General features: G+C 70.7%; 26 protein-coding genes. 10 read left to right on the plus strand and 16 right to left on the minus strand.

All coding sequences use genetic code 11. From position 1 onward, the window contains the following. Window positions 1-88 precede the first annotated feature (88 nt). Window positions 89-541 (plus strand): MarR family winged helix-turn-helix transcriptional regulator, encoded by a 453-nt coding sequence (locus F9C12_RS36440; RefSeq protein WP_409186274.1) that lies wholly within the window; start codon window positions 89-91, stop codon window positions 539-541. A gap of 54 nt (window positions 542-595) precedes the next feature. On the opposite strand, the gene aspS is transcribed toward F9C12_RS36440, so the two are convergent. After that, a complete protein-coding gene (gene aspS, locus F9C12_RS36445; protein WP_409463485.1) occupies window positions 596-1,840 on the minus strand; it encodes an aspartate--tRNA(Asn) ligase in 1,245 nt (414 codons plus the stop codon). Window positions 1,841-2,229: 389 nt separating this feature from the next. Continuing rightward, window positions 2,230-3,381, minus strand: a complete 1,152-nt coding sequence (gene xylA, locus F9C12_RS36450; RefSeq protein ID WP_409186276.1) for a xylose isomerase — start codon at window positions 3,379-3,381, stop codon at window positions 2,230-2,232. Window positions 3,382-3,460: 79 nt separating this feature from the next. Between xylA and F9C12_RS36455 the strand changes: the two genes are divergently transcribed. After that, entirely contained in the window at window positions 3,461-4,594 is a 1,134-nt protein-coding gene (locus F9C12_RS36455) for an ROK family protein (protein ID WP_409463486.1), read from the plus strand. On the opposite strand, the gene F9C12_RS36460 is transcribed toward F9C12_RS36455, so the two are convergent. Then, window positions 4,591-5,313, minus strand: a complete 723-nt coding sequence (locus F9C12_RS36460) for a dienelactone hydrolase family protein (RefSeq protein WP_409186278.1) — start codon at window positions 5,311-5,313, stop codon at window positions 4,591-4,593. The genes F9C12_RS36455 and F9C12_RS36460 overlap by 4 nt on opposite strands. A 134-nt stretch (window positions 5,314-5,447) precedes the next feature. Between F9C12_RS36460 and F9C12_RS36465 the strand changes: the two genes are divergently transcribed. Then, on the plus strand, window positions 5,448-6,677 hold the full coding sequence (locus F9C12_RS36465) for an alkaline phosphatase (protein ID WP_409463487.1): 1,230 nt from the start codon (window positions 5,448-5,450) through the stop codon (window positions 6,675-6,677). Here the strand turns inward: F9C12_RS36465 and F9C12_RS36470 are convergent. Genes F9C12_RS36470 through F9C12_RS36485 form a run of 4 tightly spaced genes read right to left on the minus strand, consistent with a single transcriptional unit; the run spans window position 6,672 to window position 8,047 of the window. Further along, window positions 6,672-7,013 carry a dihydrofolate reductase family protein gene (locus F9C12_RS36470; protein ID WP_409463488.1) on the minus strand — a complete coding sequence of 114 codons (342 nt, stop codon included), beginning with the start codon at window positions 7,011-7,013 and terminating at the stop codon, window positions 6,672-6,674. The genes F9C12_RS36465 and F9C12_RS36470 overlap by 6 nt on opposite strands. Next, window positions 6,997-7,245 (minus strand): hypothetical protein, encoded by a 249-nt coding sequence (locus F9C12_RS36475; protein ID WP_409463489.1) that lies wholly within the window; start codon window positions 7,243-7,245, stop codon window positions 6,997-6,999. Before F9C12_RS36475 ends, F9C12_RS36470 begins: the two co-directional genes overlap by 17 nt. Next, complete coding sequence (locus F9C12_RS36480; RefSeq protein ID WP_409463490.1) at window positions 7,245-7,715, minus strand: SRPBCC domain-containing protein; 471 nt, start codon at window positions 7,713-7,715, stop codon at window positions 7,245-7,247. Before F9C12_RS36480 ends, F9C12_RS36475 begins: the two co-directional genes overlap by 1 nt. Then, on the minus strand, window positions 7,712-8,047 hold the full coding sequence (locus F9C12_RS36485; protein WP_409463491.1) for an ArsR/SmtB family transcription factor: 336 nt from the start codon (window positions 8,045-8,047) through the stop codon (window positions 7,712-7,714). The genes F9C12_RS36480 and F9C12_RS36485 overlap by 4 nt, the downstream gene beginning before the upstream one ends. 543 nt (window positions 8,048-8,590) lie before the next feature. Between F9C12_RS36485 and F9C12_RS36490 the strand changes: the two genes are divergently transcribed. Next, window positions 8,591-10,045, plus strand: a complete 1,455-nt coding sequence (locus F9C12_RS36490; protein ID WP_409463492.1) for an amidohydrolase — start codon at window positions 8,591-8,593, stop codon at window positions 10,043-10,045. A 1-nt stretch (window position 10,046) separates the two neighbouring features. On the opposite strand, the gene F9C12_RS36495 is transcribed toward F9C12_RS36490, so the two are convergent. Further along, window positions 10,047-10,811: an SDR family oxidoreductase gene (locus F9C12_RS36495; protein ID WP_409186285.1), complete on the minus strand. Its 765-nt coding sequence runs from the start codon at window positions 10,809-10,811 to the stop codon at window positions 10,047-10,049. Window positions 10,812-10,912: 101 nt separating this feature from the next. Between F9C12_RS36495 and F9C12_RS36500 the strand changes: the two genes are divergently transcribed. Next, entirely contained in the window at window positions 10,913-11,752 is an 840-nt protein-coding gene (locus tag F9C12_RS36500; RefSeq protein WP_409186286.1) for a helix-turn-helix domain-containing protein, read from the plus strand. 56 nt (window positions 11,753-11,808) lie between these two features. Here the strand turns inward: F9C12_RS36500 and F9C12_RS36505 are convergent, their stop codons facing one another. Then, the gene (locus F9C12_RS36505; RefSeq protein ID WP_409186287.1) at window positions 11,809-12,186 is read right to left on the minus strand and encodes a winged helix-turn-helix transcriptional regulator; all 378 of its coding nucleotides are present in this window, start codon (window positions 12,184-12,186) and stop codon (window positions 11,809-11,811) included. An 89-nt stretch (window positions 12,187-12,275) separates the two neighbouring features. On the opposite strand from F9C12_RS36505, the gene F9C12_RS36510 reads away from it, so the two are divergent. Next, on the plus strand, window positions 12,276-13,118 hold the full coding sequence (locus tag F9C12_RS36510; RefSeq protein ID WP_409463493.1) for an NAD(P)H-binding protein: 843 nt from the start codon (window positions 12,276-12,278) through the stop codon (window positions 13,116-13,118). A 16-nt stretch (window positions 13,119-13,134) separates the two neighbouring features. Here F9C12_RS36510 and F9C12_RS36515 read toward each other — a convergent pair whose 3' ends face one another. The 4 genes from F9C12_RS36515 to F9C12_RS36530 form a co-directional block, all read right to left on the minus strand. After that, window positions 13,135-14,004 carry an SAM-dependent methyltransferase gene (locus F9C12_RS36515; RefSeq protein WP_409186289.1) on the minus strand — a complete coding sequence of 290 codons (870 nt, stop codon included), beginning with the start codon at window positions 14,002-14,004 and terminating at the stop codon, window positions 13,135-13,137. 39 nt (window positions 14,005-14,043) lie between these two features. Beyond that, on the minus strand, window positions 14,044-14,937 hold the full coding sequence (locus tag F9C12_RS36520; protein ID WP_409186290.1) for a helix-turn-helix domain-containing protein: 894 nt from the start codon (window positions 14,935-14,937) through the stop codon (window positions 14,044-14,046). Window positions 14,938-15,076: 139 nt separating this feature from the next. Continuing rightward, window positions 15,077-15,355, minus strand: a complete 279-nt coding sequence (locus F9C12_RS36525; protein WP_409186291.1) for a DUF397 domain-containing protein — start codon at window positions 15,353-15,355, stop codon at window positions 15,077-15,079. A 1,367-nt stretch (window positions 15,356-16,722) separates the two neighbouring features. After that, the gene (locus tag F9C12_RS36530; protein WP_409463494.1) at window positions 16,723-17,061 is read right to left on the minus strand and encodes a hypothetical protein; all 339 of its coding nucleotides are present in this window, start codon (window positions 17,059-17,061) and stop codon (window positions 16,723-16,725) included. A 486-nt stretch (window positions 17,062-17,547) separates the two neighbouring features. Between F9C12_RS36530 and F9C12_RS36535 the strand changes: the two genes are divergently transcribed. The 4 genes from F9C12_RS36535 (at window position 17,548) to F9C12_RS36550 (ending at window position 20,441) form a co-directional block, all read left to right on the plus strand. After that, on the plus strand, window positions 17,548-18,174 hold the full coding sequence (locus F9C12_RS36535) for a maleylpyruvate isomerase family mycothiol-dependent enzyme (RefSeq protein ID WP_409186293.1): 627 nt from the start codon (window positions 17,548-17,550) through the stop codon (window positions 18,172-18,174). A 556-nt stretch (window positions 18,175-18,730) separates the two neighbouring features. After that, window positions 18,731-18,961, plus strand: coding sequence for a zinc finger protein (locus F9C12_RS36540; RefSeq protein WP_409186294.1), 231 nt, complete (start codon window positions 18,731-18,733; stop codon window positions 18,959-18,961). A gap of 277 nt (window positions 18,962-19,238) precedes the next feature. After that, window positions 19,239-19,712: a hypothetical protein gene (locus F9C12_RS36545; RefSeq protein WP_409186295.1), complete on the plus strand. Its 474-nt coding sequence runs from the start codon at window positions 19,239-19,241 to the stop codon at window positions 19,710-19,712. Between the two features lie 243 nt (window positions 19,713-19,955). Beyond that, window positions 19,956-20,441, plus strand: a complete 486-nt coding sequence (locus tag F9C12_RS36550) for a DUF2127 domain-containing protein (protein WP_409463495.1) — start codon at window positions 19,956-19,958, stop codon at window positions 20,439-20,441. 6 nt (window positions 20,442-20,447) lie between these two features. Here F9C12_RS36550 and F9C12_RS36555 read toward each other — a convergent pair whose 3' ends face one another. The 3 genes from F9C12_RS36555 to F9C12_RS36565 form a co-directional block, all read right to left on the minus strand. Then, window positions 20,448-21,149, minus strand: coding sequence for a PP2C family protein-serine/threonine phosphatase (locus F9C12_RS36555; protein WP_409186297.1), 702 nt, complete (start codon window positions 21,147-21,149; stop codon window positions 20,448-20,450). 88 nt (window positions 21,150-21,237) lie between these two features. Next, entirely contained in the window at window positions 21,238-23,034 is a 1,797-nt protein-coding gene (locus F9C12_RS36560; protein WP_409463496.1) for an ArnT family glycosyltransferase, read from the minus strand. Continuing rightward, window positions 23,031-24,293, minus strand: coding sequence for a glycosyltransferase (locus tag F9C12_RS36565; protein ID WP_409463497.1), 1,263 nt, complete (start codon window positions 24,291-24,293; stop codon window positions 23,031-23,033). The genes F9C12_RS36560 and F9C12_RS36565 overlap by 4 nt, the downstream gene beginning before the upstream one ends. Window positions 24,294-24,446 lie beyond the last annotated feature (153 nt).

Below are 24,446 nucleotides of genomic sequence, written 5' to 3' on the forward strand. Positions count from 1 at the left end.
ACGCAATACTTGCAACCGCATTGACCTGCGCCGACAGTGCCCGGGGCCGCGGCCGCCCGCAACCGGGGCCGCCTGGAGGAGGTGCACCATGTCGGTGTCGGACGACGCTGTCGAGGCGCGCGCGCAAGGCTGGCGGACGCTGGCGGCGCTGCACGCGCGGATCGAAGACCGGCTGAACCGCGCGCTCGAAGCCGAGCACGAGCTGTCGGTGAGCGAGTACACGGTGCTCGACGTGCTCGGCCGCCAGGACGGCTTCCACCTGCGGATGAGCCAGCTGGCCAACGCGGTGGTGCTGAGCCAGTCGGCGACCACCCGCCTCGTCACGCGGCTGGAGGAGCGCGGCCTGCTGTCGCGGTACCTGTGCCAGGACGACCGGCGCGGCATCTACACCGAGGTGACGCCGTCCGGGCAGAAGCTGCTGGCCGCCGCCCGCCCGACGCACGACGCGGCGCTGTCGGCCGCGCTCGCCGAGGCGGAGGAGCTTCCGGAGCTGGCTCCCTTGGTCACCGCATTGGGCGCGCTCACCTTCGCGGCCAAGTGACGTGAGGGGAACCCCGAGGGAATCAAAGTCCCTCAGGATTCCCCTCACCGGCAGTCAGGGCCGCAGGCGGTGCAGGTCTCGCGGGAACAGCGTCGCGCCGCGCACGTTGGCCACGCCCAGCACCCGCGCGACCCAGCGTTCGAGCCCGATCGCGAACCCGCCGTGCGGCGGCATGCCGTACGCGAACGCGTCGAGGTAGTCCGAGTACTGCCCGGCCGCCTCGCCGAGCACGGCCAGGTAGTCCGCGTGGCGGTGGAGCCGCTGGCCGCCGGTCACCAGTTCCAGGCCGCGGAAGAGCAGGTCGAAACTGTTCGAGCTGGCCGGGTTCGCCGGGTCCGGATGGGTGTAGAACGGCCGTTTCGCCATCGGGTATCCGGTCACGAACAAGAATTCCGACCCGTGTTCTCGCTCGGCCCATTCGCACAGCCACCGTTCGTGCGCGGGCGCGAGGTCCGGTTCGCCGCGCGGGTCTTCGCCGGTGTTGCGGGCCAGAAGTTCTTGTGCCGCCGCGAAATCGATCGACGGAATTTCTTCCGGCACCGCCGGCGCGTCCGGTCCGGCGGCAGCGGCCATTTCCGCGACGACGTCGCGCAGCACCGCCATCACGTCGCGGTGGTCGGCGATGAAGCCCAGTTCCGCGTCGAGGCTCGTGTATTGCGCCAGATGCCGGGCGGTGTCGTGGGGTTCGGCCCGGAAGACCGGTCCCACCTCGTACACCCGCTCGAACACGCCCACCATGGCCTGCTTGAAAAACTGCGGTGACTGCGCGAGATAAGCCGGGCGTCCGAAGTAGTCGAGCCGGAACACATTCGCCCCGGATTCCGTCGCGGTGGCCACGATCTTCGGCGTGTGGATTTCCGTGAATCCTTGCGCGTCCAATGCTCGGCGAAACGCCGCGACGCTGCCCGCGGCCACCTCGAACCGCCGCCGCAGCACTGGATGCCGCAACGCGACCGCCGCGTTGTCCAGCACCACCGGCAAACCGGCGGCTACCTCGGGGCGATACAAATCGAACGGCGGCCGTTTTTCCGGCGCGGAAAGGATCTCCAGCTCCGGCTCGCGCAGCTCAACCCCTTGGGGCGCCTGGGGATTGGCGGCCACCTGCCCGGTGAGCCGCACGACGGTCTCCTCGGCGACCGCCGGCGGCTCGGCGAAAACCGCCTGCGCGGTGCCGGACCGGTCGCGCACGACCAGGAACGCCACGGATTTCAGCACGCGCCGGCGGTGCACCCAGCCGGCGATCGTCACGGTGGAGCCCACGCGGTCGCGCAGGCAGGCCACCGGGGTGCGGGTACTCAATTCCTTCTCCTGAGCGCACTCGGCGACCCCTTGGGGGTGCGGGCGAGAAGGGACACTCGCGGTGCCACCGCACCTTCGCCGCCGGTGGGCGGCCTCGTTCTGGCCGGATGACGGCGGCCGGGCCGGCGGGGCATTTCCTCCCCGCACTCGGGAGTGTCTTCGCGCGGGGCCGCGACGCTGCCTTCTCACCGGCGGCAGCTCTCTGTCCCTCGCGGGGCCCTGCGCTACTTGTCTCCGTCAACGTGTTGCCCGCAACGGTAAAACACCGCCGCCGCCCGTGTCGCCCGATTTACTGATCCGACCAAAAGCAGGCCGACCCCCCATCCGGCACGCCACCGTTGCTACGAAGCCATTAGGCCGTGGCTGTGGTCGGATCAGTAACGATCGGCTCAGCAGCGGACGCCGAGCAGGTGCTCCAAGGCCAGCTGGTTCAGCCGGGTGAAGTGATAACCGCGCCGGCCGGCTTCTTCGACGTCGAACTCGTCGGCCGCCAGGTCGTCCAGGGTCTCGCCGGGCGCGAGCGTCGGCGTGGCCAGCTCCGGCACCCGCGACGCGGCGAGCGCTTCGGCGACTTCCGGATCGGCGCGGAACGCCCGGGCTTTCTCCCGCAGGATCAGGTAAGTGCGCATGTTCGCCGCCGCGGAAACCCAGACGTCCTCGGGATCCTCGGTGCGCAGCGGTTTGTAGTCGAAGTGCCGAGGGCCGTCGTAGCCGCCGTGCTCCAGCAGGTCGACGAGGAAGAACGCGCTGGCGAGGTCGCCGTGGCCGAAAATCAGGTCCTGGTCGTACTTCGGGCCGTGCTGGCCGTTGAGGTCGAGGTGGAACAGCTTGCCCTGCCACAGCGCCTGCGCGATGCCGTGCACGAAGTTCAGCCCGGCCATCTGCTCGTGGCCGACCTCCGGGTTCAGCCCGAACAGTTCGGGCCGCTCCAGCTGCGAGATGAACCCGAGGGCGTGGCCGATGGTCGGCAGGAGGATGTCGCCGCGCGGTTCGTTCGGCTTGGGCTCCAGCGCGAACCGCAGGTCGTAGCCCTGTCCGACCGCGTAGTCGGCGAGGACGTCGAGGCCCTCCTTGTACCGGGCGAGCGCGGCGCGGACGTCTTTCGCCGCGTCGGATTCCGCGCCCTCGCGGCCGCCCCACAGGACGTAGGTCCGCGCGCCGAGTTCCGCGGCGAGGTCGAGATTGCGCCGGACCTTGGCGAGCGCGTACCGCCGGATGTCGCGGTCGTTGCTGGTCAGGCCGCCGTCTTTGAAAACCGGATGGCTGAACAGGTTCGTCGTCGCCATCGGCACGCGCAGGCCGGTGTCCGCCAGCGCCTTCTTGAACTTGGCGATCGCGGTGTCGCGGTCCGGTTCGGTGGCCAGCAGGTCGTCGTCGTGGAAGGTGACGCCGTACGCGCCCAGATCGGCCAGCCGGTGCACGCTCTCGACCGGGTCGAGCGGCGGCCGGGTGGCGACGCCGAACGGGTCGGCCGCGGCCCAGCCGACGGTCCACAACCCGAACGAGAATTTGTCCTCCGGCGCGGGGGCGTAGTCGGCCATGCCCGTCCCTTCATTTAGTTCACGATGTAGACTAAATACTGCGCCGCGGCCGCCCCGGCCGTCAAGAGCGGAGGTTCGGATGGAGCCGGTTCGGCACGACGCGATGCGAGCGCGGAACCTCGAGCTGGTGCTCGGCGAGATCGGCCGCGGCGGCCCGCTGACCCGCGCCGCGCTGGCGGAGCGGACCGGGCTGACCAAATCGACCGTGTCCGCTTTGGTCGGCTCGCTGCTGGAGGCGGGTTTCCTGGCCGAGACCGCCGCCGTGCGGGCGGGGGAGCGCGGCCGCCCCGGCGTCGAGGTGTCGCTGAGCGGGGAGCGGATGGCTTCGCTGGGGCTCGAGGCCAATGTGGACTATCTCGCCGCGTGCGTGCTCGATCTCGCCGGCACGGTCCGCCGGTCGGTCCGGATCGAGCGGGACAATCGTGGTGTGCCGGCGGAAACCGTGCTGGAGGCGGTGCGGGAACTGGCTTCTTCGGAGCTGGCTGAGGCGCGGGAACTCGGCCTGACGGTCGCCGGTGCGGTGCTCGCGGTGTCCGGCCCGGTGCGGGACGGCGTGGTGCTGAGCGCGCCGAACCTCGGGTGGCGGGACGTGCCCGTTTCGCTGGACCTGCCGGTCCCGGTTTCGGTGGACAACGAGGCCAATCTCGGTGCTCTCGGCGAGCTGTGGTTCGGTGCGGGTGCGGCGGATTTCCTTTACGTGTCCGGGGAAATCGGCATCGGCGCGGGGCTGGTGGTGGACTCCCGGTTGTTCCGCGGCACCGGCGGCGAGCTGGGGCACGTGCTGGTGTCTCCGTCCGGCCCGTCCTGCCGCTGCGGCGCGGTGGGCTGCCTGGAGACTTACGCCGGGCAGGACGCGATGCTGACCGCGGCCGGAGTGTCCACAGTGGGCGAATTGTCCGCCGCCTTGGCCGAAGGGGACGACGCGGCGTTGTCGGCCGCGGCCGCGGCGGGGGAGGCTTTGGGGCTGGCGCTGGCGTCGGCGGTCAATCTGGTGGACGTGGACCGCGTCGTGCTCGGCGGGGTGTTCGGGCCGTTGTTCCCCTGGCTGGCTCCCGCCGCGGAAACGGTGCTGCGGGCACGGTTGACCGGCCTGCGTGGTTCAGTGCCGGTGCTGAGCCCGTCCGCCCTCGGCGATTCCGCCGCGACACTGGGCGCGGCGGGTCGCACCATCCACGGCGTTTTGGCTGATCCGGGACCGTTCCTCGCCCGTTAGCCCAGGTTGTCGGCGAGCAGTGTCACGACGTCGCGCCAGGCCCGCTCGGCGTGCACCGCGTGATAGCCGACGCCGGGCAGCAGCCGCTGCTCCGGGCCGACCGGCGGGTGATGGAAGGCGTGCTGGGCACCGCCGTAGACGGTGAGCCGCCAGTCGACGCCCGCGTCCTGCATCTCGGCGGCGAACGCGTCCCGTTGCGCGGGCGGCATGATCGGGTCCTCCGAGCCGACGCCCGCCCACACCGGGCAGCGGATGTTCGCGGCCTCGCCCGGGCGGCCGGTGACCAGGCCGTTGATCGTGCCGATCGCACGCAGTTCGACGCCGGCGCGGCCGAGTTCCAGCACCACGGCGCCCCCGGTGCCGTACCCGATTCCGGCGATCCGGCCGGGGTCGGTGCGCGGTTCGGCGAGCAGCACGTCGAGCGCCGCGTGGCCGATGTCGCGCAACCGGTCGGGGTCGTCGAGCAGCGGAAGGCAGCGCGCCAGCATCTCGTCGGGATCGGTGAACCAGCGGCCGCCGTGGAGGTCGAAGGCCAGCGCCACGTAGCCCAGTTCGGCCAACGCGTCGGCCCGGGCGCGCTGGAAATCGTTGAGACCAGTGCCTTCGGGGCCGATCAGGACCCCGGGCCGCCGGTCCGTGCCCGCGGGGATCGCGAGGTGCCCGACCATGGTGAGGCCGTCGGCCGGGTATTCGACGGTGCGCGTCGTGACGGTCTCCATGAGCGCCAACCGTAGTGAGCGCCGCGGCCCGGCGGGGTGCTGTTCACCGACGGCGGACACGTCCGTTCAGGTGACCCTCTCGCGGTGCTCCGGGAAACATGTTAGGAAAGCTTCCTAACTAAAGGAGGATCCGGATGCGCAAGACGATGGTGCTCGCCGCGGCCGTGCTCGCGGTGGCCGGAGCAGTGCCCGCGGTCGCGACGGCGGGCGACGGCCCGGCCGCGGATTCCGGCGGCTGGCATCCGAAAGCACGCAACATCGTCTACATCCAGGGCGACGGCATGGGCGCGGCGCAGCGGGAGTTCGTCCGGCTCGCGACGACCGGCCGGGCGGGCGACCTGGTGATGAACCGGCTCCCGGTCACCGGCCTGGTGCACACCGACCCCGCGGACCCGGAAGAACTCGTCACCGACTCGGCCGCGGCGGCGACCGCGCTGGCCACCGGCCACAAGACCCGCAACGGCGCGGTCGGCCAGGACGCGCAGGGCCGTCGCCTGCTGACCGTCCTTGAGCAGGCGAAACGCGCCGGCAAGTCGACCGGGCTGGTCACTACCGCGCAGGTCACCGGCGCGTCGCCGGCCGCGTTCGCGTCGCACGTGCCTTCGCGGGATCTGCAGAGCGACATCGCGAAGCAGTACATCACCGAAAGCCGCCCGGAAGTCCTCCTCGGCGGCGGCGAGGACTGGTGGCTGCCGAAGGGCGATCCCGGGGCGTGGCCGGACAAGCCGGGCGAGGAAAGCCGCAGCACGCACGGAAATCTCATCGAGCAGGCGAAGCGGTCCGGCTACACCTATGTGCGGAATGCCGGCGAACTCGCCGCGACCCGCGCGCCGCGGCTGCTCGGGCTGTTCGCGAACGAGGACATGGTCGACTACGGCCCGGACGGCAAGGGCGCGTACCAGCCGAAGGTCGCGCTGCCGGTGATGGCGAAGAAGGCGCTCGACACGCTGTCCGCCAACCCGCGCGGTTTCTTCCTGTTCCTGGAAGAAGAAGGCATCGACGGAATGTCGCACGAAAACAACGCGCACGGCGTCCTCGACGCGGGCCGGGCCCTCGACGCGGCGGTCGCCGAGGTGCTTCGCTTCACCCGCTCGCACCCGGACACCCTGGTGATCATCGGCGGCGACCACGAGACCGGCGGACTGGCCATCGAGAACACCGACGGCGCTCCCGAGGGCAATGAGGACGGTCCGTTTCCCGTTCCCGGCACCAAACTTTCGCTGACTGTCGACTGGACCACCGGCGACCACAGCGGCGTGCCGACCCCGGTCACCGCGACCGGCCCCGGTTCGGACCGGCTCGACGGGACTCTGGACAACACCGACGTCTACCGTGCGATGGTGTCCGCCGCGCACCTTTCATGACGCCCCGGCGTAGTCGTCGAGCGCGGCTTCTCCGGTGACGTCGTACTCCAGCAGCACCAATCCGCTGGGCGTGGCTTCGTGCCGGACGAGCCGCAACCCGGTCGCCGGCGCCGGATGCGGGAACTGCAGGCGTCCCGCGCCGAGCACGGTCGGGGCCACGACCAGCCGGACCGTGTCCACGACTCCGGCGGACAGCAGGGTGTTGCCGAGCCGGGCGCTGCCGTGAATCTGCAGCTCCCGGCCCTGTGCTGCCTTGAGTTCGCGCACCGCGGTCGCGGGATCGCCGCGCAGCACGGTGGCCGGTGCCCAAGTGCCGGTCTCAAGGGTGTTGGACACGACGTACTTCGGCGGCGAGTTCATTCGCCCGGCGAACGGGTCGTCCGGGTCGGCCGAACAGCAGCCCGTCGGCGAGATCCAGCCACTCGGACGCACGCTGCACGAAGGCCTGGTCGAGGTGCGGGACGAACCAGCCGCCGCGGGAGAACCCGCCGCTGGTGTCCTCTGTGGACGATCCCGGCCCTTGGCTGACGCCGTCGAGGGTGACGAACGCGGTGAGCGATATCCGCATCAGGCACCGCTTTCCGCGATCCGGGCGAGCTGCCCGGTGACCGTGCCCCACCCGTCGGCGAACCCGAGGTCGGCGTGCCGTTCCCGGGCCGCCGGATCCCCGTGCCGGACGACCACGCGGTAATCCGTGCCCTCCGGATGATCGCGAAGAACGATTTCCGCGGTCATCGCGACCGGCTGCGGATTCGCCGGCCGCCACTCGCTGTCGAGGGCATTCGTGAATACGAGCCGCTCGCAGTCCTCCACGACGAGGAAGCACGCGTCGAGATGCGGGACGAAAGTCCGGCCGTCCTCGCTCATCCGCGTGACGAACGCACCCCCAGCGCGCACGTCCAGCTTCTCGACTCGGCACCGCAGCGGCGCGGGAATCCACCACTGGGCGAGGCTGGCCGGGTCGGTCCAGGCGTCCCAGACGCGCTTGCGGGGCGCGCGGATGACGCGGTCGAGGGAAAGATCGAGGTCGGGGTTCACGGCTGGTCCTCCTGGCCGGTGACGAACTGGTCGAGCCGGTCGGTGCGCCCGGCCCAGACGCGCCGCTGCTCGGCGAGCCAGTCCTCGACGAGCGCGAACCGGTCGCGGTTGAGCACGCACGTGCGCACCCGCCCGGATTTGACGGTGCGGATCAAGCCGTGCGATTCGAGCATCCGCACGTGCTTCATGAAGGACGGCAACGTCATCGGAGCCTCGCCCGCGAGATCCCCGACACTCGCCGGCCCCTGCCCGAGCCTCCGCACGACGGCCCGCCGAGTCGGATCGGCGAGGGCGGCGAAGACCCCGTCGAGGGCGGATGAATACTGAGCCATGGGGCTAAGTATTGCCGCGGTGCGATGGTTAGCGCAAGGGCTAAGTGTTGGGGTCTGGCGGTCGGCGGGGGAGGTGCGGCGTGCTTGCCCGCGCAGTCGGAGGTGGCCGGGGTTCGCGATGGCCGCGGAAGGCCTCCGGGGTGCGGAAGAGTGCGCATGCTCGGGGGCGAAGCGTTTCGGGGGGCGCACCCGGTGATCAGAGCCGCCCGGCGGCTTCGGTCGAAGCGATCCGGCGATCCCGGTCCGCCGAAGCCGCGGTCGCAGCTTCGGTCCGGTCAGCCTCCGGTCAAGCCTGTCCGGCGTCAAAAGCCAGTCCCCGCAGCCCGAGCAACTCCCGCCACGCCGCCCCGCCGCGGCTCAGCAAGACTCAGCGGCAACCGAGGGAGTCGAACCCTGCGCGGCTTGTGAAGGCGGCGCTCCTGAACCGGCCCTGACCCTTCGGCGGGCGACGGCTGCCATGCTTCCTGAATACCCGTTTCAACGCCCGCCCCAGCACCCGAATTCCGGCTTCACCCGAACGGGGCTGGCTGGCAGGCTGGGCGCATGGACGATCTTCTCCTCCGCCGCGTCCGGGTCGGGTTGCGGGGGCCGCTCGCGGACGTTCGGGTGCGCGACGGCGTCGTGTCGGCTGTCGAGGAACCTGGCGCCGGGACCGGGTTCGCCGCGCGCGTGCTCGACGGGCACGGCGGCACGCTCCTGCCCGGCCTCGTCGACGCGCACGCGCATCTCGTTCAGTGGGCCGGTTTCCGCAGGCGCATCCCGCTGGACAGTGCGCGATCCGCGGTGGGCGCGGTCGAATTGCTGATGGAGAAGCTGCTCGACGCGCCCGCACAAGACCTTGTCGTCGGCGTCGGGTTCCGGGACGGGCTGTGGCCCGACCGGCCGCACAAGGATCTGCTGCAGCGCGCGCTCCCGGGCCGCGCGGTGGCGTTGTTCAGCGCGGATTTGCACACGCTGTGGCTGAGTCCGGCCGCGTTGAAGCTGATCGGCCGCGAGCATCCGACTGGCGTCCTGCTGGAGAACGACTGCATGAGCGCCACGGCGGCGTTGCCGACCGCGCCGGTCGAGGTCCAGGACCGCTGGGTCGCCGACGCGCTGGCCGCCGCGGCCAAGCGGGGCGTGACCGCGGTGGCCGACTACGAATACGCGGACACGGTCGCGGATTGGACCCGCCGGGCCGCCAAGGCGAAGCCGGCGACCCGGGTTTCCTGTGTCATCGCGAGGTATTTGCTGGACGAGACCATCCAAAGAGGACACCGGACCGGCGACGTGCTCGAGGCGGGCGAGGGGTTGCTCACCGTCGGTCCGTTCAAGCTGTTCGTCGACGGCTCGCTCAACACCCGCACTGCCTACTGTCACGAGCCGTACCCGGGGTCCGGCGAGAAGGGCTTGCTGGAGCTGCCGCCGGAGGAGCTGGTGCCGTTGATGCGCCGCGCCTCCGAACACGGCCTGATCCCGGCGGTGCACGCGATCGGCGACTACGCGAACACCATCGCGCTGGACGCGTTCGAGGAGGTCGGCTGCCCGGGCCGGATCGAGCACGCGCAGCTGCTGCGGCCCGAGGACGTGCCGAGGTTCGCCGCGCTCGGGCTGGTCGCGAGCGTGCAGCCCGCGCACCAGCCCGACGACCGCGACGTCGCCGACCGGCATTGGCACGGCCGCACCGACCGCGCGTACGCCTACCGTGCCCTGCTGGAATCCGGCGCCCGGCTGGAACTCGGCTCGGACGCGCCGGTCGCGCCGCTCGATCCGTGGGACGGGATCGCCGCCGCGGTCGGGCGAACCGACGACGAACGGCCGCCGTGGCATCCGGAGCAGGCCATTCCGCTCGCGGACGCGCTGGCCGCGTCCTCGGGCGGCCGCCGCGGCGTGCGGGTCGGCGACGTGGCCGATCTGGTGCTGACGGCGGCCGACCCGAGTGGACTGTCCACAAAGGAACTCCGCGAGATGCCGGTGTCCGCGACGATCGTGGCGGGAAGGCCGACGTACCTGGCGTAGCTCACTTCCCGTGCGGGTCCGCGGCGTTGAGCATCGCCACCACCTGGTGGTAGTCGCCGCGGGCCTCGCCGTGCCGGAGGAATTTGACGTTCTCGACCTGGATCTCGGTGGCGTCCGGCTGCGTTTCGAGCAGCTCCACGACCTCGTCGACGAAGGCGTCCAGCGGCATCGCGAACTCGCTTTCCTCCTGGCCGGGCAGGAGCGCGGTGCGCACGGACGGCGGCACCAGTTCGACCACCTTCACCGAGGTGTCGGCCAGCTGCAGCCGCAGCGATTCGCTGAGCAGGTGGATGGCGGCCTTGGACGCGTTGTAGCTCGGCGTGGCCTTCAGCGGCGCGAAGGCGAGTCCCGAGGAGACGGTGAGGATGGTGGCGTCCGGCCGGCTCTGCAGGTGCTCGACGAACGCGGCGATGAGCCGGATCGGGCCGAGGACGTTGGTGGTCACCGTCGCTTCTGCGCTGTCCAAAAAGGACTCCGGACGGCGCCAGTCCTCGACGCGCATGATGCCCGCCATCGGCACGAGCACGTTGAGGTCCGGGTGCTTCGCGAGCACCTCCTTGGCCGCGGCCTCGATGCTCGCCGGGTCGGTGGTGTCGATCCGCACGGTGTCGAGTCCGGGGTTCTCGGCGGCGATCCGGGCGAGCAGTTCGGCGCGCCGCCCGCCGACGATCACGGTGTTGCCCTTCGCCCGCAGTTCGCGGGCCAGAGCGAGGCCGATGCCGCTGGTCGAGCCGGGGATGAAGACGGTGTTTCCGGTGATGTTCATGCCACCGAGTTTCGGCCGGCCGCCGCGGCGGCGGCAGAGAGCGCACATCGGGGGATCGGCGATCCCTGGCTGGCGGGCCGGAGCGAGCCGATACTGGACGCATGGATCGAGCTGAGCTGGCGGTTTTCCTCCGCAGCCGTCGCGAGGGACTGCGCCCCGAGGACGTCGGGCTGCCCGCGGGCGCGCGGCGGCGGGCGGCTGGACTGCGCCGCGAGGAGGTCGCGGCGCTGGCGGCGATGTCCACCGACTACTACACCCGGCTGGAGCAGCAACGCGGACCGCAGCCGAGCGAGCAGATGCTGGCCGCGCTGGCCAGGGCCTTGCGGCTGACCGACGACGAGCGCGACTACCTGTTCCACCTCGCCGGCCGCAACGCGCCGTCGCCGATCGTCGCCGCGACGCACGTCGCCCCGGCCTTGCTGCGAGTGCTCGACCGGCTGTCGGACACGCCCGCGCTGATCCTGTCGAATCTCGGCGAGGTGCTGGTGCAGAACCGGTTCGCGGAAGCGTTGTACGGCGACCGGTCGCACTACACCGGACTGGCGCGCAGCGAGATCTACCGGTGGTTCACCGACCCGGACGAGCGGCTCGTCTACCCCGAGCACGACCGGGACCGGCAAAGCCGCGCGCTGGTGGCGAACCTGCGGGTGGTGCACGGGTCGATGGGGCCGCGTTCGCGCGCGGGCGAACTGGTGCGCGCGCTGACCCGCGAGAGCCCCGAATTCGCGCGGCTGTGGGAAGAACACCAGGTGGCCAAACGGTTCGAGGACCACAAGGTGCTCGTGCATCCGCAGCTGGGGGAGATCGAGGTGGACTGCCAGGTGCTGTTCACCGAGGACCAGTCGCAGGCGCTGCTGGTGCTGACCGCGCCGCCGCGCAGCGAGGCGTTCGAGAAGATCCAGCTGCTGGGCGTGCTGGGCAACGAGCAGTTCGCCGGTTAGCCAGGACGTCGTGAGTGCTGCTGCCGGTTAGAACCGGGATCGCCGCGCACGAGGCCTCAGCGCGGAAGCGGCCCGGTGTACGCGTCGCGGGCCTTCTCCACGGCAGGCAGATGCTCGTCGGTCCAGGTGGCGAGCGCGGCGAACACCGGCGACAGGCTCCGGCCGAGTTCGGTGATCTCGTACTCGACGCGGGGCGGCACCTCGGCGTAGGAGCGCCGCTCCACCAAGCCGTCGCGCTCGAGCTGGCGGAGCCGCTGCGTCAGGACCTTCCCGGTCGCGCCGAGCCGCCGTTCCAGCTCGACGAACCGCACCGGCCCGGACTGGCTGAGCGTCCAGAGGATCGGGGTCGTCCACCGGCTGAACAGCAGGTCGACGGCCGGGCTGATCCGGCACGCGGCGAGCGGATCGGCCCCGGTGCGCTCGGTGGTGGTCATGCGGCTCCAATACTTTCCCTGGGGAACCTACTGTAGGACGGCATTTAGCCTCGCTGGGTCGCTTTCGACCCCTAGCCGAGGAGCAAGTCATGATCGTCGTCACTGGTGCCACGGGCAACGTCGGCCGCCTGCTGGTCGAGTCCCTGACCGGAGCCGGCCACGCGGTGACCGCCGTTTCCCGCGGAGTGAGTTCGCCGCCGCCGTCGCTGCCCGGGGTCGCCCCGATGGTCGCGGATCTGGCTGACGCGGCCAGCCTGGCTCCGGCGCTGAAGGGCGCGGACGCACTGTTTCTGCTGGTCTCCGGCGCGGGAGCGCACGTCGACGGGGAGGCCGTTCTGCGGGCCGCGGCCGACGCTGGTGTCTCGCGGATCGTTCTGCAGTCGTCGCAGGCCGCGGGAACCCGGCCGGAGGCGGTTTCGCACGCGCCGCTCGCCGCGCTGGAGGAGACGGTGCGGTCGTCCGGTCTGGAGTGGACAGTCCTCCGGCCTGCCGGGTTCACGACCAACAGCTTCGCCTGGATCCCGTCGATTCGGTCCCAGCGCACGGTTTTCTCGCCGTTCGGCGACGTCGCGCTCCCGGCCGTGGACCCGCTCGACATCGCTGAAGCCGCCGCGGCCGCGCTGACTGACGCCGGTCACGCGGGGCGGACTTATGTCCTCACCGGACCGGCGGCGATGAGCCCGCGGCAGCGCGCGGAGATCCTCGGCGCTGCCCTCGGCGAACCGCTGGAGTTCGTCGAACTCGACCGGGCGCGGGCCCGCGAGCAGATGCTGCGGCAGATGCCGGAACCGGTCGCCGACGGCACGCTCGACATCCTCGGCCAGCCGCTCCCGGAGGAGCTGCGCGTCAGCCCCGATGCGGAGAAGGTGCTGGGCCGTCCGGCGACTTCGTTCGCTTCGTGGGCCAGCCGCAGCGTCGACGCCTTCCGGTGAGCAACGTCCGCGCGAATCACGGTTTCCGCGCGGCCCCGGCGAGGATCACCGAATGCGCCGGCGTCGGGAATTCCACCTGGGGCGCGCCTTCGCCGGACTCCTCCGGATGCCACGACGGCGTCCAGGTCAGCCCCGGTTCGAGCATCTCGAACGACCCGAACAGCGCCTGGATCTCCTCGCGCGACCGCCAGATCACCGGGCTGCTCGACCGGTCGTACAGCTGTTTCAGCTCGACCAGCCCGGGGCCCACGTCGGACGGCACGCCCTGGTCGGTGATGTGCGAGATCGCGAGGAACGAGCCGGGGGCGAGGAGATCGCGGTACTGCGCGACGATCGACGGACCGAGGTCCTCGGTGCTGCCGCTGTCCTCGGCGGGCGGCTGCTGGACGTGCAGGACCGCGATCAGCAGCAACGCGAGCGGTTTCTCGACGTCGATCACGCCGGTGGCGGCGATCTGGTCCCACAGCCGCCGCGGATCGCGCATGTCGGCGTGGATCACCGCGTGCCGGTCGAGGTCGCCCGACTCGCGCAGCAGGGTCTCCGAATGCGCGACGGCGACCGGTTCGTAGTCGACGTAGCAGACGTGGCTCTCGCCCGGCGCGAGTTCGTCCGCGACTTGGTGCGCGTGGCCCATCGTCGGCACGCCGGAGCCGATGTCGACGAACTGCCGCACGCCCTTTTTCACCAGATGCCGCACGAGCCGGTGCAGGAACAGCCGGTTGGCCTTGGCGATCGGGCGGATCAGCGGGAACTCGCGGATCACCTCGTCGGCGAACTCCCGGTCGATCGTCCAGTTCGTGGTGCCGCCGAGGTAGTAGTCGTATACGCGCGCGACGCTCGGGTGGTCGAGGTCGACCCCGGGAGGCGGGAAGGGTTCGTCGGCCACCGGCGGGGGTTCCTTTCGTTCGGTGCTTCGGTTTTTCGGTCAGCGGGCGGGGGTCGCGCAGCGGCTCGCCCATTCCTTCAGGTACTGCAGGGATTCCTCGCGCGGCAGCGTGGCGGCGAGCTGCGCTTCCCACGACTCCTCGTAGGAGGCGAACTCGTCCTGGCTCCGCGGGACGGTGATGAGCTTGACCTTGCTTTCCTGGTAAGCGAAATCGGGAAGGTCGGACTGGGCGAAGCGCAGGATGGTGAAATCCTCGTCCGGGTACGCGGCGGCGTCGCGCGGCAGGATCCGGACCTCGACGAACGGATGCGTTTCGACGAGCCGGATCATGTGCTCGAGCTGGTCGGTGGCGATGCTGGCCTTGGTGCCGTAGACGAGTTTCTCGATGCAGCTGTACTCCAGCATGAAGACCGCCCGCGGAGCCGGGCAGGCGTCGAAAAGCCGTTGCCGCGCCTTGCGTTCGGCGACCCGGTCGGTGACCCGCTCCTGGCGGCTGGCCTGGAACTGGGCCAGCATGTAATACTCCGATTGGAGCAGTCCCGGGATGCGATTGCCGGTCCAGCTCAGGATTTCCGCGGCGGACTGTTCCCGTTCCAGGATCTCGCGGAACCACTGCGGCGTGATCATCCGGCGCTCGGCCCGGCGCGCGGAGGGATCGTTGGCCTGGTTGAGTTCCCGCAGCTGGTCGGCCTCGGCGGGCGGGATGCCGAGGACCTCGACGATCCGCTCGAGATCCTCGGGCCGGGTGCCCGCCTTGCCGGACTCGATCTTCTGGATCTTGGGCTGTTTGCAGCCGATCCCGTCGGCGAGTTCGACCTGGGTCAGCCCGCGTGCGGTGCGCCACCGGAGGATCCGGGAGCCCAGCCGGGAACGCTGGGTCCGCAGGGAGGGCGGCGGTTGCCGGATCGGCGAGGTCACCAGGGGCTCCGTCATTTCGTCCAGGGGCCGATGTGAGAACCTCCGATGATAATGCGCCGACCCGGGGGATGGCCCGCCGGGTCGGCGCCTTTTTGCGCGAGGTTCGCCACCGCCGGACGGCGGCTCCGGCGGGGCGTTTCGCGGTCGTGCCTGGTCAGCAGTCGAATTCCCCGCGCCGCACGGCCTCGACGAAGCTGGCCCACTCGCCCCGGTCGAAGACCAGGACGGGAGAGTCGCCGCTCTTGCTGTCCCGCACCCCGACCATCCCGTGCGCGGCCAGGTTGACCTCGACGCAGTTCCCGGAATTCGGCCCGCAAGCCGACGGCTTCCGCCAGGCGTGGTCCGGGAACCGCGCACCAGGCCCAGCGGCCGGGAAACGGCGCGCGTCGGTCGGCTGCGCGTGCTGGCGCTCGTGCGGGTCGTAGGTGTCCACTGCAACCCCTCGTTTTCTCGTATTCGGTCGGCGAATTGGAATATTCCGCGGAGTACGGAATGTGCTCGGAATATTCCTGAGGGTAGTGGGCTGGTCGATCTCTGGCGCTGTGCGTCGGGGATTTCACCTGAATGGACACTTCTCGTGCATTCGGGAATGCTTTCGCACGTGCAATTCTGAATTGGTGGTGCGGATTTCGTTGGGGTTGTGGGTGGGGGTTGCTTTTTTCGTGGCTTTTCGGGGGTTGGGGGTTCTGTGGCTGGTGATACCTGTTCAGCGGTTGATCGGTGGGCTGCGTGGGTGGTGCTTCGCTTGTGCCGCTTCGTGATGCTGCGCGGACGGGTGGGCCGGGGTGGGCCGGTGGGCTGTCTGCGGTTGCCGCGCTCGGCTGCGTTGGGATTGGCGGCTTGACCTGCGTTGCTTCGGTAGCGGGGCGCGGATCTTCGGCGGCGGGGACGCTTCTCCGAGCCGAGCCGAGCCGAGCCGAGCCGAGCCGAGCCGAGCCGAGCCGAGCCGAGCCGAGCCGAGCCGAGCCGAGCCGAGCCGAGCGGGGCATGGCGAACGGGCGACGTCGAGCCTGGCCGACTCGATCCCGCTCGAGCCGAGTTGTCCTGGGGCATAGAACCATGCCGAAGCGGGCGAACAGCGGCGAGTGCGGGCTGGGCGGTCCGAGCCAGACCCAGGCTGACGGGCCGAATCAGGCGGGCCAACCGGCGTGGCAGCCAATCGCGAGCCGAGCGGCTAAGCCCGTGCCGAGCGGCCACCCGAGTTGAGCGGCCAAGCCCGTGCCGAGTGGTCCAGCGCGAATCGAGCGGTCACGCCGGGGTCGAGCGGCCAAGCGCGCGCCGAGCGGCCAGGCCCGAGTCGAGCAGCTACGCCGGGGTCGAGCAGCCAAGCGCGAGCCAAGCGGTCAGGCCCGAGCCGGGCGGCCAGGAATGAGCCGAGTGGCCAAGCGCATGTCGGGCGGCCAGGAATGAGCCGAGTGGCCAAGCAAGCCGGCGGCCCAGCCCATGCGGAGTGGCCAGCCCATGCCGAGTGGCCAGCCCGGGCCGAACTGAACGGCCCGGCCCGTGTCGAGTGACCCCAGCCCGAGCAGAGCCGGGCGGCCAAGCCCGAGCCGAGCGGTCGGGGTCAACCGGAGCCGGGCTGAGCGCGAGCCGCACGAGCGAGCCCTCCCCGCCTCCGCGCGGCAGCGATCCCGATGCCGGTCTTGCCGCCCGCCCGCCGTCGCCTGCGGCCAGTGCGCGGCCCTGGCTCCAAGTCCGGAATATCCCTCGTCTCCCGGTGCCCGGCTCTGCCCAGCCGGGCACCGGGAGCGCAGAACGCGGGCGGCCGTAAGCCGCCGCCGGCGTCCGCTTCGAGGGTGGTCAGGCGTCCCGGTTCGCGGTGTGCCGCTTGCGCAGCATCGCGCCGGTGACGTGTACGAGGGCGACTCCGCCCGCGGTGGCGAGGCCGGCCGGGGCTCCGGCGGTCGCGAAAACGATCGCGGTCGCCCCGGCGAGCAGCGTCAGCAGGAGCGCGATCAGCTGCCACGGCCGGGTCCCGCCGTCCGGCTGCCGCGCGGCCAGTTCGACCGACGTCCGCGCGGTCTTCCACGACGGATAGGCCGGGCGGGTGCACGGTCGCGGCGAGGGCGCCGCCGGAGCTGGCTGCGGCATGCCCGGTTCGTGAAACGTCACGGTCACCCGGCCGGGGCGTTGACTCACGGCGACGGCATACGGTCTGTCGTCGCGGATGTCCGATTCTTCTGTCCGACGGTATGCCTGGCCTGCATTTTCCGCGCCAGGAACGGTCATTGCGCATCCTTTCTCGTCCGCCGGAAAAGTGCCGGAACACAGTTCCCAGCCCGCCCCCGAGGGGAACTGGTTCCGGCGGCCGCGGCGGGCGTCCGGGGAATGGAATATTCCACCCTCTTAACCCCTCCTGCCTGCGGCAACGCCATCTTTGCATGCCCACTGCCGATCGCGCTAACCCGGGGCGGAAAAATCTTCGCCGGAGCCGTCCTGCCTGGTGTTTCCGGAAACGGGTATTCGCGATCTGCCGAACTATTCCGGACGTTATCAAGCCACGCATATTCGACCCGATCAGGTGAAGATGCGCCGAGGTCCACTTTGGGGGTCTCCACCTTGATCGACCCGGCGAACGCGACCGGGCCGCTGCTACGGTGAGTGTCCGCTGCGGACGGGGAGGACATGGACGTACGGACGCTGGCGCGCGAGGAACGGGCCGACTTCGCGGACTTCCTGGAGACCCTCGCGCCGGAGCAATGGGAGCAGCCGACGCTGTGTGCCGGCTGGAACGTGCGTTCGGTCGTCGCGCACGTCGTGAGCTATGACGAACTGAGCGGTCGCCAGCTGGCGCGACGGCTCGTCCGCGCCCGGCTGTCGCTGAAGCGGGCCAACGAGATCGGCCTCGCCGAGTACCGGGTGCGCGCGCCGGAGGAGCTGATCGGCGTCCTGCGACGGCACCCGCAACCGGGACGGCTCCTGGGCAAGTTCGGCGGAATGATCGGATTTCTCGACGGCCTCATCCATCAGCAGGACATCCGCCGCCCGCTGGGACTGCCGCGGACGATCCCGGCGGCGCGGCTGCGCCGGGCGCTGGAACTGTCGCTGCGCGCGCCGCCGCTCGGAGTGTCGCGGCGGCTGACCGGCTTGCGCGCGGTGGCGACGGACGTGGACTGGACGTCCGGAAACGGCATCGAAGTCCGCGGCCCGGCAGAGGCCCTGCTGCTAGCCCTGGCAGGCCGTCGCGCGGCGGCGGACGACCTGACCGGACCGGGTCTCGACGTGTTGATCAGCCGCACGACAGTGGCGTGATTCCGGGTCCGACTCCGGCGGCTGGCGCTGGCGGACAGCCAAGGAGTGCGGCGGACCTTGCCCGGTGCCTGGCCGGAGCACGGCACGGGGGCGTGGCCGATCCGAAAGCGCCTGAGTCGTCCACCACACCATCGTGGCGAGATCGGGTCCGCATCCTGGCTTTTAGCGCCACGGTCGTGTGACAACCCTCGCGCGGGGGTTGCGTATGCGCTTGGCAACAGCAGTCATGACGGCGACCGCACTCCCGAAAGCGAGGTGATGCCCGTACGGACGCCCGCCGCTCTTCCCCCTCGCGGCGCCGTGGCTGCTGCCGCGCCTCGCATCGCTGAGGCAGCACCGGTGCCGTAACCGCCGCGGCGGCGTCCGCCCTCCGGGGGTGTCACCACCTGGTGACAGCTAACCCGTCGGTAACCCGCGTCCAGTCGCCGGACGGACGCGGAAAGTCCTTGTGGCCGCAGGAAAAACCCGGTTCCGATGATCACCCGGAACGGGGGCTTGCGTTACGCGGCGGCGACATCCCAAATGTGACTCCAAGCACCACAAGGGGAGGAGTCCGGTGTTCAGATGGCAGCAGGCGGAAGGAAAACGGCACGCACTGGACGGACCGTTCGCGCCGCGACCCGGCGAAACGTTCACCGCGCTGTGCGGAGCGGAAGTCACGGTCGCCCGGCGGGACGTGCCGCAGCTCGGCGGGCATTGGTTCGATCCGACGTGCCTTGAATGCGCGGACGAATGGCGCCGCCTCCAGGGACAGGACCGCTCGAGCGAAGAACGGTGCCTGGCGTGAGCAGTGCGGTGACGGCCTCGCGCGCGCGGATCGCGGCGGTGCCGGACGGGGCAGCTGCCTCGGAGCGCTGGACGTTGACGCCGTGGCGGGAGCACGGAGTGGTGCCGATACCGCCAGCGGTGGAGCCCAGGCTGGTACCGGCGTTGCGGCTGGCGACGCGTTGGGAAGTGGCTCCGGTTCGAGAGTTGGCAGTCGGAGCACCCAGTTCGGGGTCGTGGCGGGCGTTCAGCGCAGTGGGAGCCCGCGCGGGCGGCAGGGCACTCGCGAGGACCGGCGCATGACCGGGCACTGGAGCAGGCTCCCGGAGCAGCGCAATTCGGCGGTCGGGCTCACCGGTCCCGAGCTGGTCACCTGGATTCGCGACCTGCAGGCCACCCTGGCCCTCGATCTCACCTTCCTGACCCGGGCGCTCGACGAACGATGTCCGCGCCCGGACGCGGTGCGGGATCTCGGCGAGCGGCTTCTCGACCTCGGCCGGGCGTTGATCCGGCGGGCCGATCACCTGAACGAGACCGTCCTGGCGAGCCTGCCCGCGCACGGCTGGCTGCCGCAGGCGGGCGCGCCGGCGAACGCGGCGCGGCTCGCGCATCAGGTCGGACGCCGTCCGCTTCGCTGCGGGCCGGTGTATCTCGGGCTGTGCGGAGCCGCGTGTTTTCCGGTGTTCGGGCGGGATCCGCACGATCACACGAAACGGTACGCGCGGTGCGCGGAATGCCAGAGCAAGGGCGGTGCGGCGATGCTTCGCGAATGAAGGGCTACGCGAACGGGGATCAGGTGCCGCCAGGGGAGTGTCGGTGAGCGAACCGCTCGGCGTGGGTTGTGCCGCGAGATTGGAGCTGCGGGATAAGTACCAGCAGCCTGCGACCCGAGCCGGGTGCCGGAACCATGGGGCCGCGCGAAAGGAGGCGCCCACCAGGCCGCACAAACCGGATCAGCCGTCCGAAACCCGGCCGTCAACCCAGCGGCCTCGGGCCTTTTCCGGTTTCCTGTACCGATGAGCGAGGAGACCTCCACCCGTTCCACCGAGCGGCTGTTCAAGATCGCGATCACGCTGAAGGGCCTCGACGGAGCCCTCCAGCTGATCGGGGCGCTGATCCTGGCGTTCATCCCCGCGACGGTCGTCACCGGGGTCGTCAACGCGATCATCACCCGCGACCTGCTGGGCGACCCCTCCGGCACGCTCGCGCGGCATCTCGAGTCCGCGGCCGAGCACTTCGCCGGAGGGGGCACCAAGACGTTCGCCGTCGCGTACCTGCTGGCCCACGGGTTGCTCAAGCTCGGCCTCGTGTGGGCGCTCGCGCGCAAGTGGGTGCGCGCCTATCCGGTCGCGATGGTCGTGCTCGCCGCGTTCGTCGTGTACGAGATTTACCGCGCCTTCGAAACGCATTCGATCGCGCTGCCGTTCTTCGCAGCGCTCGACGCGGTGATCATCGTGCTCGTCTATCGCGAGTACCGGAACCTGAAACGCGAGCGCGCCTGACCTCGCTCAGGCGGCCGTCGGAAACCTCTCGGTGGCCAGTGCGGCCACGTCCGGGGCTTCCACGAACAGCGCCGTCGCGTTGTCACGGCCGCCCAGGGCGATGGCGGTCGCGACCAACGCCGAGGCGCCGCGGGCCGGGTCGGCGAGGATTTCGTCGATCGTCGCGGGCGGCAGGACCTTGTGCACTCCGTCGCTGGTGAGCAGGAGGCCGCCGCTCGGGGCTTCCGTCGTGCCGATCTCCTCCGGTTTCGTCGTGCGGACGCTCGTGGTCACCAGGTGCTCCATCCGCGGCGAGTACGGCTGGTGCCGCGACCGGAAGTACTCCGCCATCGTGTGGTCCTGCGTGAGTTTGTGGATCATCGACCCGTCCCACGAGTACGCTCGCGCGTCGCCGACCCACGCGATCCGGTATCCGCCGGCGAAGGGCATCGCCACCACGAGAACCGCGTCTCCGGTGCCGCCCAGGCGGCGAACTGCTTGCTGGGCCGCCAAAATCGCCGTGACCGGGCCGGATTCGACCGGCGTGCGCGCGGCGGCCGCGGCGGCGACCTGGGCGGCCCGCCCGGCGCCGGGGTCGTCCCCGACGCCGTCGGCGAGCGCGAAGGTGATTCCGCGTGCTCCGGCGGCCGCGTAGGCGCTCACCGCGTCGGCGTTGCGCTCGCGCGGCCCCTGCTCGCTCGCGGTGTGCCAGCGTGGGTATCCGGCCATCGTGACCTCCCGGACGTTCGCGGCGGACGACTCTCCGTGCTCTCCAGAATGCGCCTCGTTCCTGGGAGGAGGCTGAGGATTTCCGGACCTACCGGGTGAGCTGGTAAACAGTTTCGCCACCGATCGTGGTCGCGGCGAAGTTCGCGGCCACCCACTCGGCGATGTCGTTCGACTCGCCGGCCCGGCCGCCGTCCACGTAGTACGCCACCTCGCCCGCCGCGACGTACTGTTTGAACTCCTCCAGCGTCGGGGCCGGATCGTTGCCGCTCCAGCCGCCGATGCCGATCACGGACTTGCCGCTGGCCAGTTCGAGGCTCGCCGCCGACTGCGATCCGGTCGTCGCGGCGGCCCACTTCGTCGTCGTGCCGCCCAATAGCTGGCCGACGGCGCCGCTGGTCTCGTCCAGCATGCCGAAGTCGCGCAAGCCGGTACGCGGACCTGAAGCCGGGATGGAACCATTGTGCGGCAACGAAACCGTCTCCACGGCATACCCGGCGGTGCCGATCCCGAGCGTCAGCACGACCGCCACCGCGAAGACGGTCCGCACGCGCGGGACTCCGACCACCACCACAGTGCTCACGAGCAACCCCAGACCCACGATTATCCAGCGCAGCAAAGGAAACCAGTCCGGCGTCCGGTCCAGCAGGATGAAGTCCCACACCGCGGTCGCCGCGATCATCCCGCCCAGCACCATCCGCCGTGCGGTATGCACCCGGCCGCGCCACAGCGCTTGCCCGGAAATCGCGACCAGCGCGGCGATCGCGGGCGCGAGCTGCACCGCGTAGTACGGGTGCACGGTGCCGCTCATGAAGCTGAACACCAGCCCGGTCACGAGCAGCCACCCGCCCCAGACCAGCAGCGACGCCCGGGTCCGGTCGGTGCGCGCGGCCCGCCGGGTGAACCACAACCCGGCCGCCAGCCCGATCAGCGCGGCAGGCAGGAGCCACGAGATCTCGGCGCCGAAGCTCGCGCCGAACATCCGCCCGAGGCCGGAACTGCCGCCGAACGCGGTGTTCCCGCCGCCCGTCCCGCCGCCGACGACACCGCCACCGCCGTTGCCCTGCCCGCCGAAGATCCGCCCGAGCCCGTTGTACCCGAGGGCCAGCTCCAGCAGGCTGTCCCCGGTCGACCCGCCGATGTACGGCCGCGAAGCCGACGGCCAGATCTCCACTAGCGCCACGAACCAGCCCGCCGATCCGAGCACCGCGAGCCCGGCGTAAACCAAGTGCAGCAACCGTTTCCCCAGGCCGGTTGGCGCGGCGACCAGGTACGCGAGTGCGAACGCGGGCAGCACCAGGAACGCCTGCATCATCTTCGTCAGGAACCCGAAACCGATTGCCACGCCAGCGAAAACCAGCCACCGAGGGCTGGCCTGCTCGACCGCCCGCACCGTGCAGTACGCACCGGCGATCAGCAACAGCACCAGCAACGCGTCCGGGTTGTTGAAGCGGAACATCAACGCGGCGACCGGCGTCAGCGCCAGCATCGCCCCGGCCAACAACCCCGGCAGCGGCCCGGAAACCCGGCGCACAGTCAGGTACAGCAACCCGACCGAGCCGACGCCCATCAGCGCCTGCGGGGCGAGCACGGTGAAGCTGGAGAACCCGAAAACCCGCGCGAAGGCCGTCTCGACCCACAACGCGGCAGGCGGTTTGTCGACAGTGAGCACGTTCCCGGCGTCCAGCGAACCGAACAGCCACGCCTTCAGGCTTTGCGTGCCCGATTGCACGGCCGCGGCGTAGAACGAATTGCCGAACCCGGAAGCGGTCAGATTCCAGAAGTACAGCACCGCGGTGAGCGCCAGCAGGCCGAACACCGACGGGCGGACCCAGCGCGCCCGCGCGCGATCCGGGGCGGCGGGCCGGGCGGACAGGACAGTGCTCAAGACGACTCCTTCGCGGTACGGCGCGGATTGAAGACCCAGCCCCGAAGCAGCAGGAAACGGAGCACCGTGGCGGCGAGGTTCGCCAGCACGAGCACGGTCGTCTCCAGGACGAGCCCGGGATGGGTGGTGTGGTTGAGCAGCGCGAGCGAACCGCTGGTCAGCGCCAGCCCGAGGCCGAACACGAGCAGCCCTTCGAACTGGTGCCGCCCGGCTCCGGCCCGGCCGCGGACGCCGAACGTCACGCGCCGGTTCACCGCGGTGTTCGCGACGGCGGTGACGAGCAGCGCGGTGAAGTTGGCCGCCTGCGCGCCGGCCATCGTCCGCAGCAGCAGGAAAAGCAGCAGGTACGCGACGGTGCTGGCGACGCCGACCGCGGCGAACCGCACGAGTTGCTTGACCAGGCTCGGGGACACTCCGGGGGCCTCCACGCCGATCGGTTCGCGGCCGAGCTGTTCGCGCAGCCGGCGCACGGGGATCTCGCCGGTGAGGGTCGCGCGCGTGACCCGGGCGATGCCTTTGAGGTCCGCGGCGGCGGTCGCGACGAGGTCGACCGACGAGTCCGGGTCGTCGACCCAGTCGACCGGCACCTCGTGGATCCGCAGCCCGGCGCGCTGGGCGAGCACGAGCAGTTCGGTGTCGAAAAACCAGCCGGTGTCGCGCACGTGCGGGAGCAGCGCGCGGGCGACGTCGGCGCGGATCGCCTTGAATCCGCATTGCGCGTCGGAAAACCGCGCCGCCAGCGTGCCGCGGAGGAGCAGGTTGTAGCAGCGGGAAAGGAACTCCCGCTTCGGCCCGCGCACCACCCGGGCGCCGCGGGCGAGCCGGCTGCCGATCGCGACGTCCGAATGTCCGGACAACAGCGGCGCGACAAGCGGATCGAGCGCGGCGAGGTCGGTGGACAGGTCCACGTCCATGTACGCGAGCACGGCGGCGTCCGAAGAGGACCAGACGGCCTGCAGCGCGTTGCCGCGGCCCTTCTCGTCCAGGTGGCGCACCTCGACCTCGGGAAACTCGCGGGCCAGTTCTTCGGCCACGGCAAGGGTTTTGTCGGTGCTCGCGTTGTCCGCGACAGTGATCCGGTACGGGTACCCGGCGCGTTCGGCGAGGTGCGCCCGCAATCTGCGGACGCACGGTTCGAGGCCGGACTCCTCGTTGTAGACCGGGATGACGACGTCGAGGACGGGATGCGGGCCGCCGAGGCCGACCGGAGTCGTCCCGGGCCGCGGGGCGCCGCTGCGGGAGGGGGCGGTGGCGTTCATGCGTTCACCGTCGTCTGCCGGGCTTTGGCCACCTTGTGGTGCTCCTGTGCCTGCGCTGTGTGACTGCGAATCAGGCCGTCAGGTCATACCCCGGGAGACCGTCCACTGTGGTCACTCGGTGGTTCTCGCCACCGGGCTGGCAGCTCGTCTCCG

Origin of the sequence: Amycolatopsis sp. GA6-003 (genome assembly GCF_046267895.1) — a bacterium.
Lineage (GTDB): Bacteria > Actinomycetota > Actinomycetes > Mycobacteriales > Pseudonocardiaceae > Amycolatopsis.

Excerpts from the sequence above, each read along its gene's own strand:
- xylA (WP_409186276.1), bottom strand. The coding sequence starts at position 3,381 with ATGGCCGACTACGCCCCCGCGCCGGAGGACAAATTCTCGTTCGGGTTG.
- F9C12_RS36500 (WP_409186286.1), top strand. The coding sequence starts at position 10,913 with ATGGATCGAGCTGAGCTGGCGGTTTTCCTCCGCAGCCGTCGCGAGGGA.
- F9C12_RS36485 (WP_409463491.1), bottom strand. The coding sequence starts at position 8,047 with ATGGCTCAGTATTCATCCGCCCTCGACGGGGTCTTCGCCGCCCTCGCC.
- F9C12_RS36545 (WP_409186295.1), top strand. The coding sequence starts at position 19,239 with ATGACCGGGCACTGGAGCAGGCTCCCGGAGCAGCGCAATTCGGCGGTC.
- F9C12_RS36520 (WP_409186290.1), bottom strand. The coding sequence starts at position 14,937 with ATGACGGAGCCCCTGGTGACCTCGCCGATCCGGCAACCGCCGCCCTCC.
- F9C12_RS36475 (WP_409463489.1), bottom strand. The coding sequence starts at position 7,245 with ATGCGGATATCGCTCACCGCGTTCGTCACCCTCGACGGCGTCAGCCAA.
- F9C12_RS36440 (WP_409186274.1), top strand. The coding sequence starts at position 89 with ATGTCGGTGTCGGACGACGCTGTCGAGGCGCGCGCGCAAGGCTGGCGG.
- F9C12_RS36465 (WP_409463487.1), top strand. The coding sequence starts at position 5,448 with ATGCGCAAGACGATGGTGCTCGCCGCGGCCGTGCTCGCGGTGGCCGGA.
- F9C12_RS36495 (WP_409186285.1), bottom strand. The coding sequence starts at position 10,811 with ATGAACATCACCGGAAACACCGTCTTCATCCCCGGCTCGACCAGCGGC.
- F9C12_RS36555 (WP_409186297.1), bottom strand. The coding sequence starts at position 21,149 with ATGGCCGGATACCCACGCTGGCACACCGCGAGCGAGCAGGGGCCGCGC.
- F9C12_RS36490 (WP_409463492.1), top strand. The coding sequence starts at position 8,591 with ATGGACGATCTTCTCCTCCGCCGCGTCCGGGTCGGGTTGCGGGGGCCG.
- F9C12_RS36460 (WP_409186278.1), bottom strand. The coding sequence starts at position 5,313 with ATGGAGACCGTCACGACGCGCACCGTCGAATACCCGGCCGACGGCCTC.
- F9C12_RS36565 (WP_409463497.1), bottom strand. The coding sequence starts at position 24,293 with ATGAACGCCACCGCCCCCTCCCGCAGCGGCGCCCCGCGGCCCGGGACG.
- F9C12_RS36505 (WP_409186287.1), bottom strand. The coding sequence starts at position 12,186 with ATGACCACCACCGAGCGCACCGGGGCCGATCCGCTCGCCGCGTGCCGG.
- F9C12_RS36535 (WP_409186293.1), top strand. The coding sequence starts at position 17,548 with ATGGACGTACGGACGCTGGCGCGCGAGGAACGGGCCGACTTCGCGGAC.
- F9C12_RS36510 (WP_409463493.1), top strand. The coding sequence starts at position 12,276 with ATGATCGTCGTCACTGGTGCCACGGGCAACGTCGGCCGCCTGCTGGTC.
- F9C12_RS36550 (WP_409463495.1), top strand. The coding sequence starts at position 19,956 with ATGAGCGAGGAGACCTCCACCCGTTCCACCGAGCGGCTGTTCAAGATC.
- F9C12_RS36455 (WP_409463486.1), top strand. The coding sequence starts at position 3,461 with ATGGAGCCGGTTCGGCACGACGCGATGCGAGCGCGGAACCTCGAGCTG.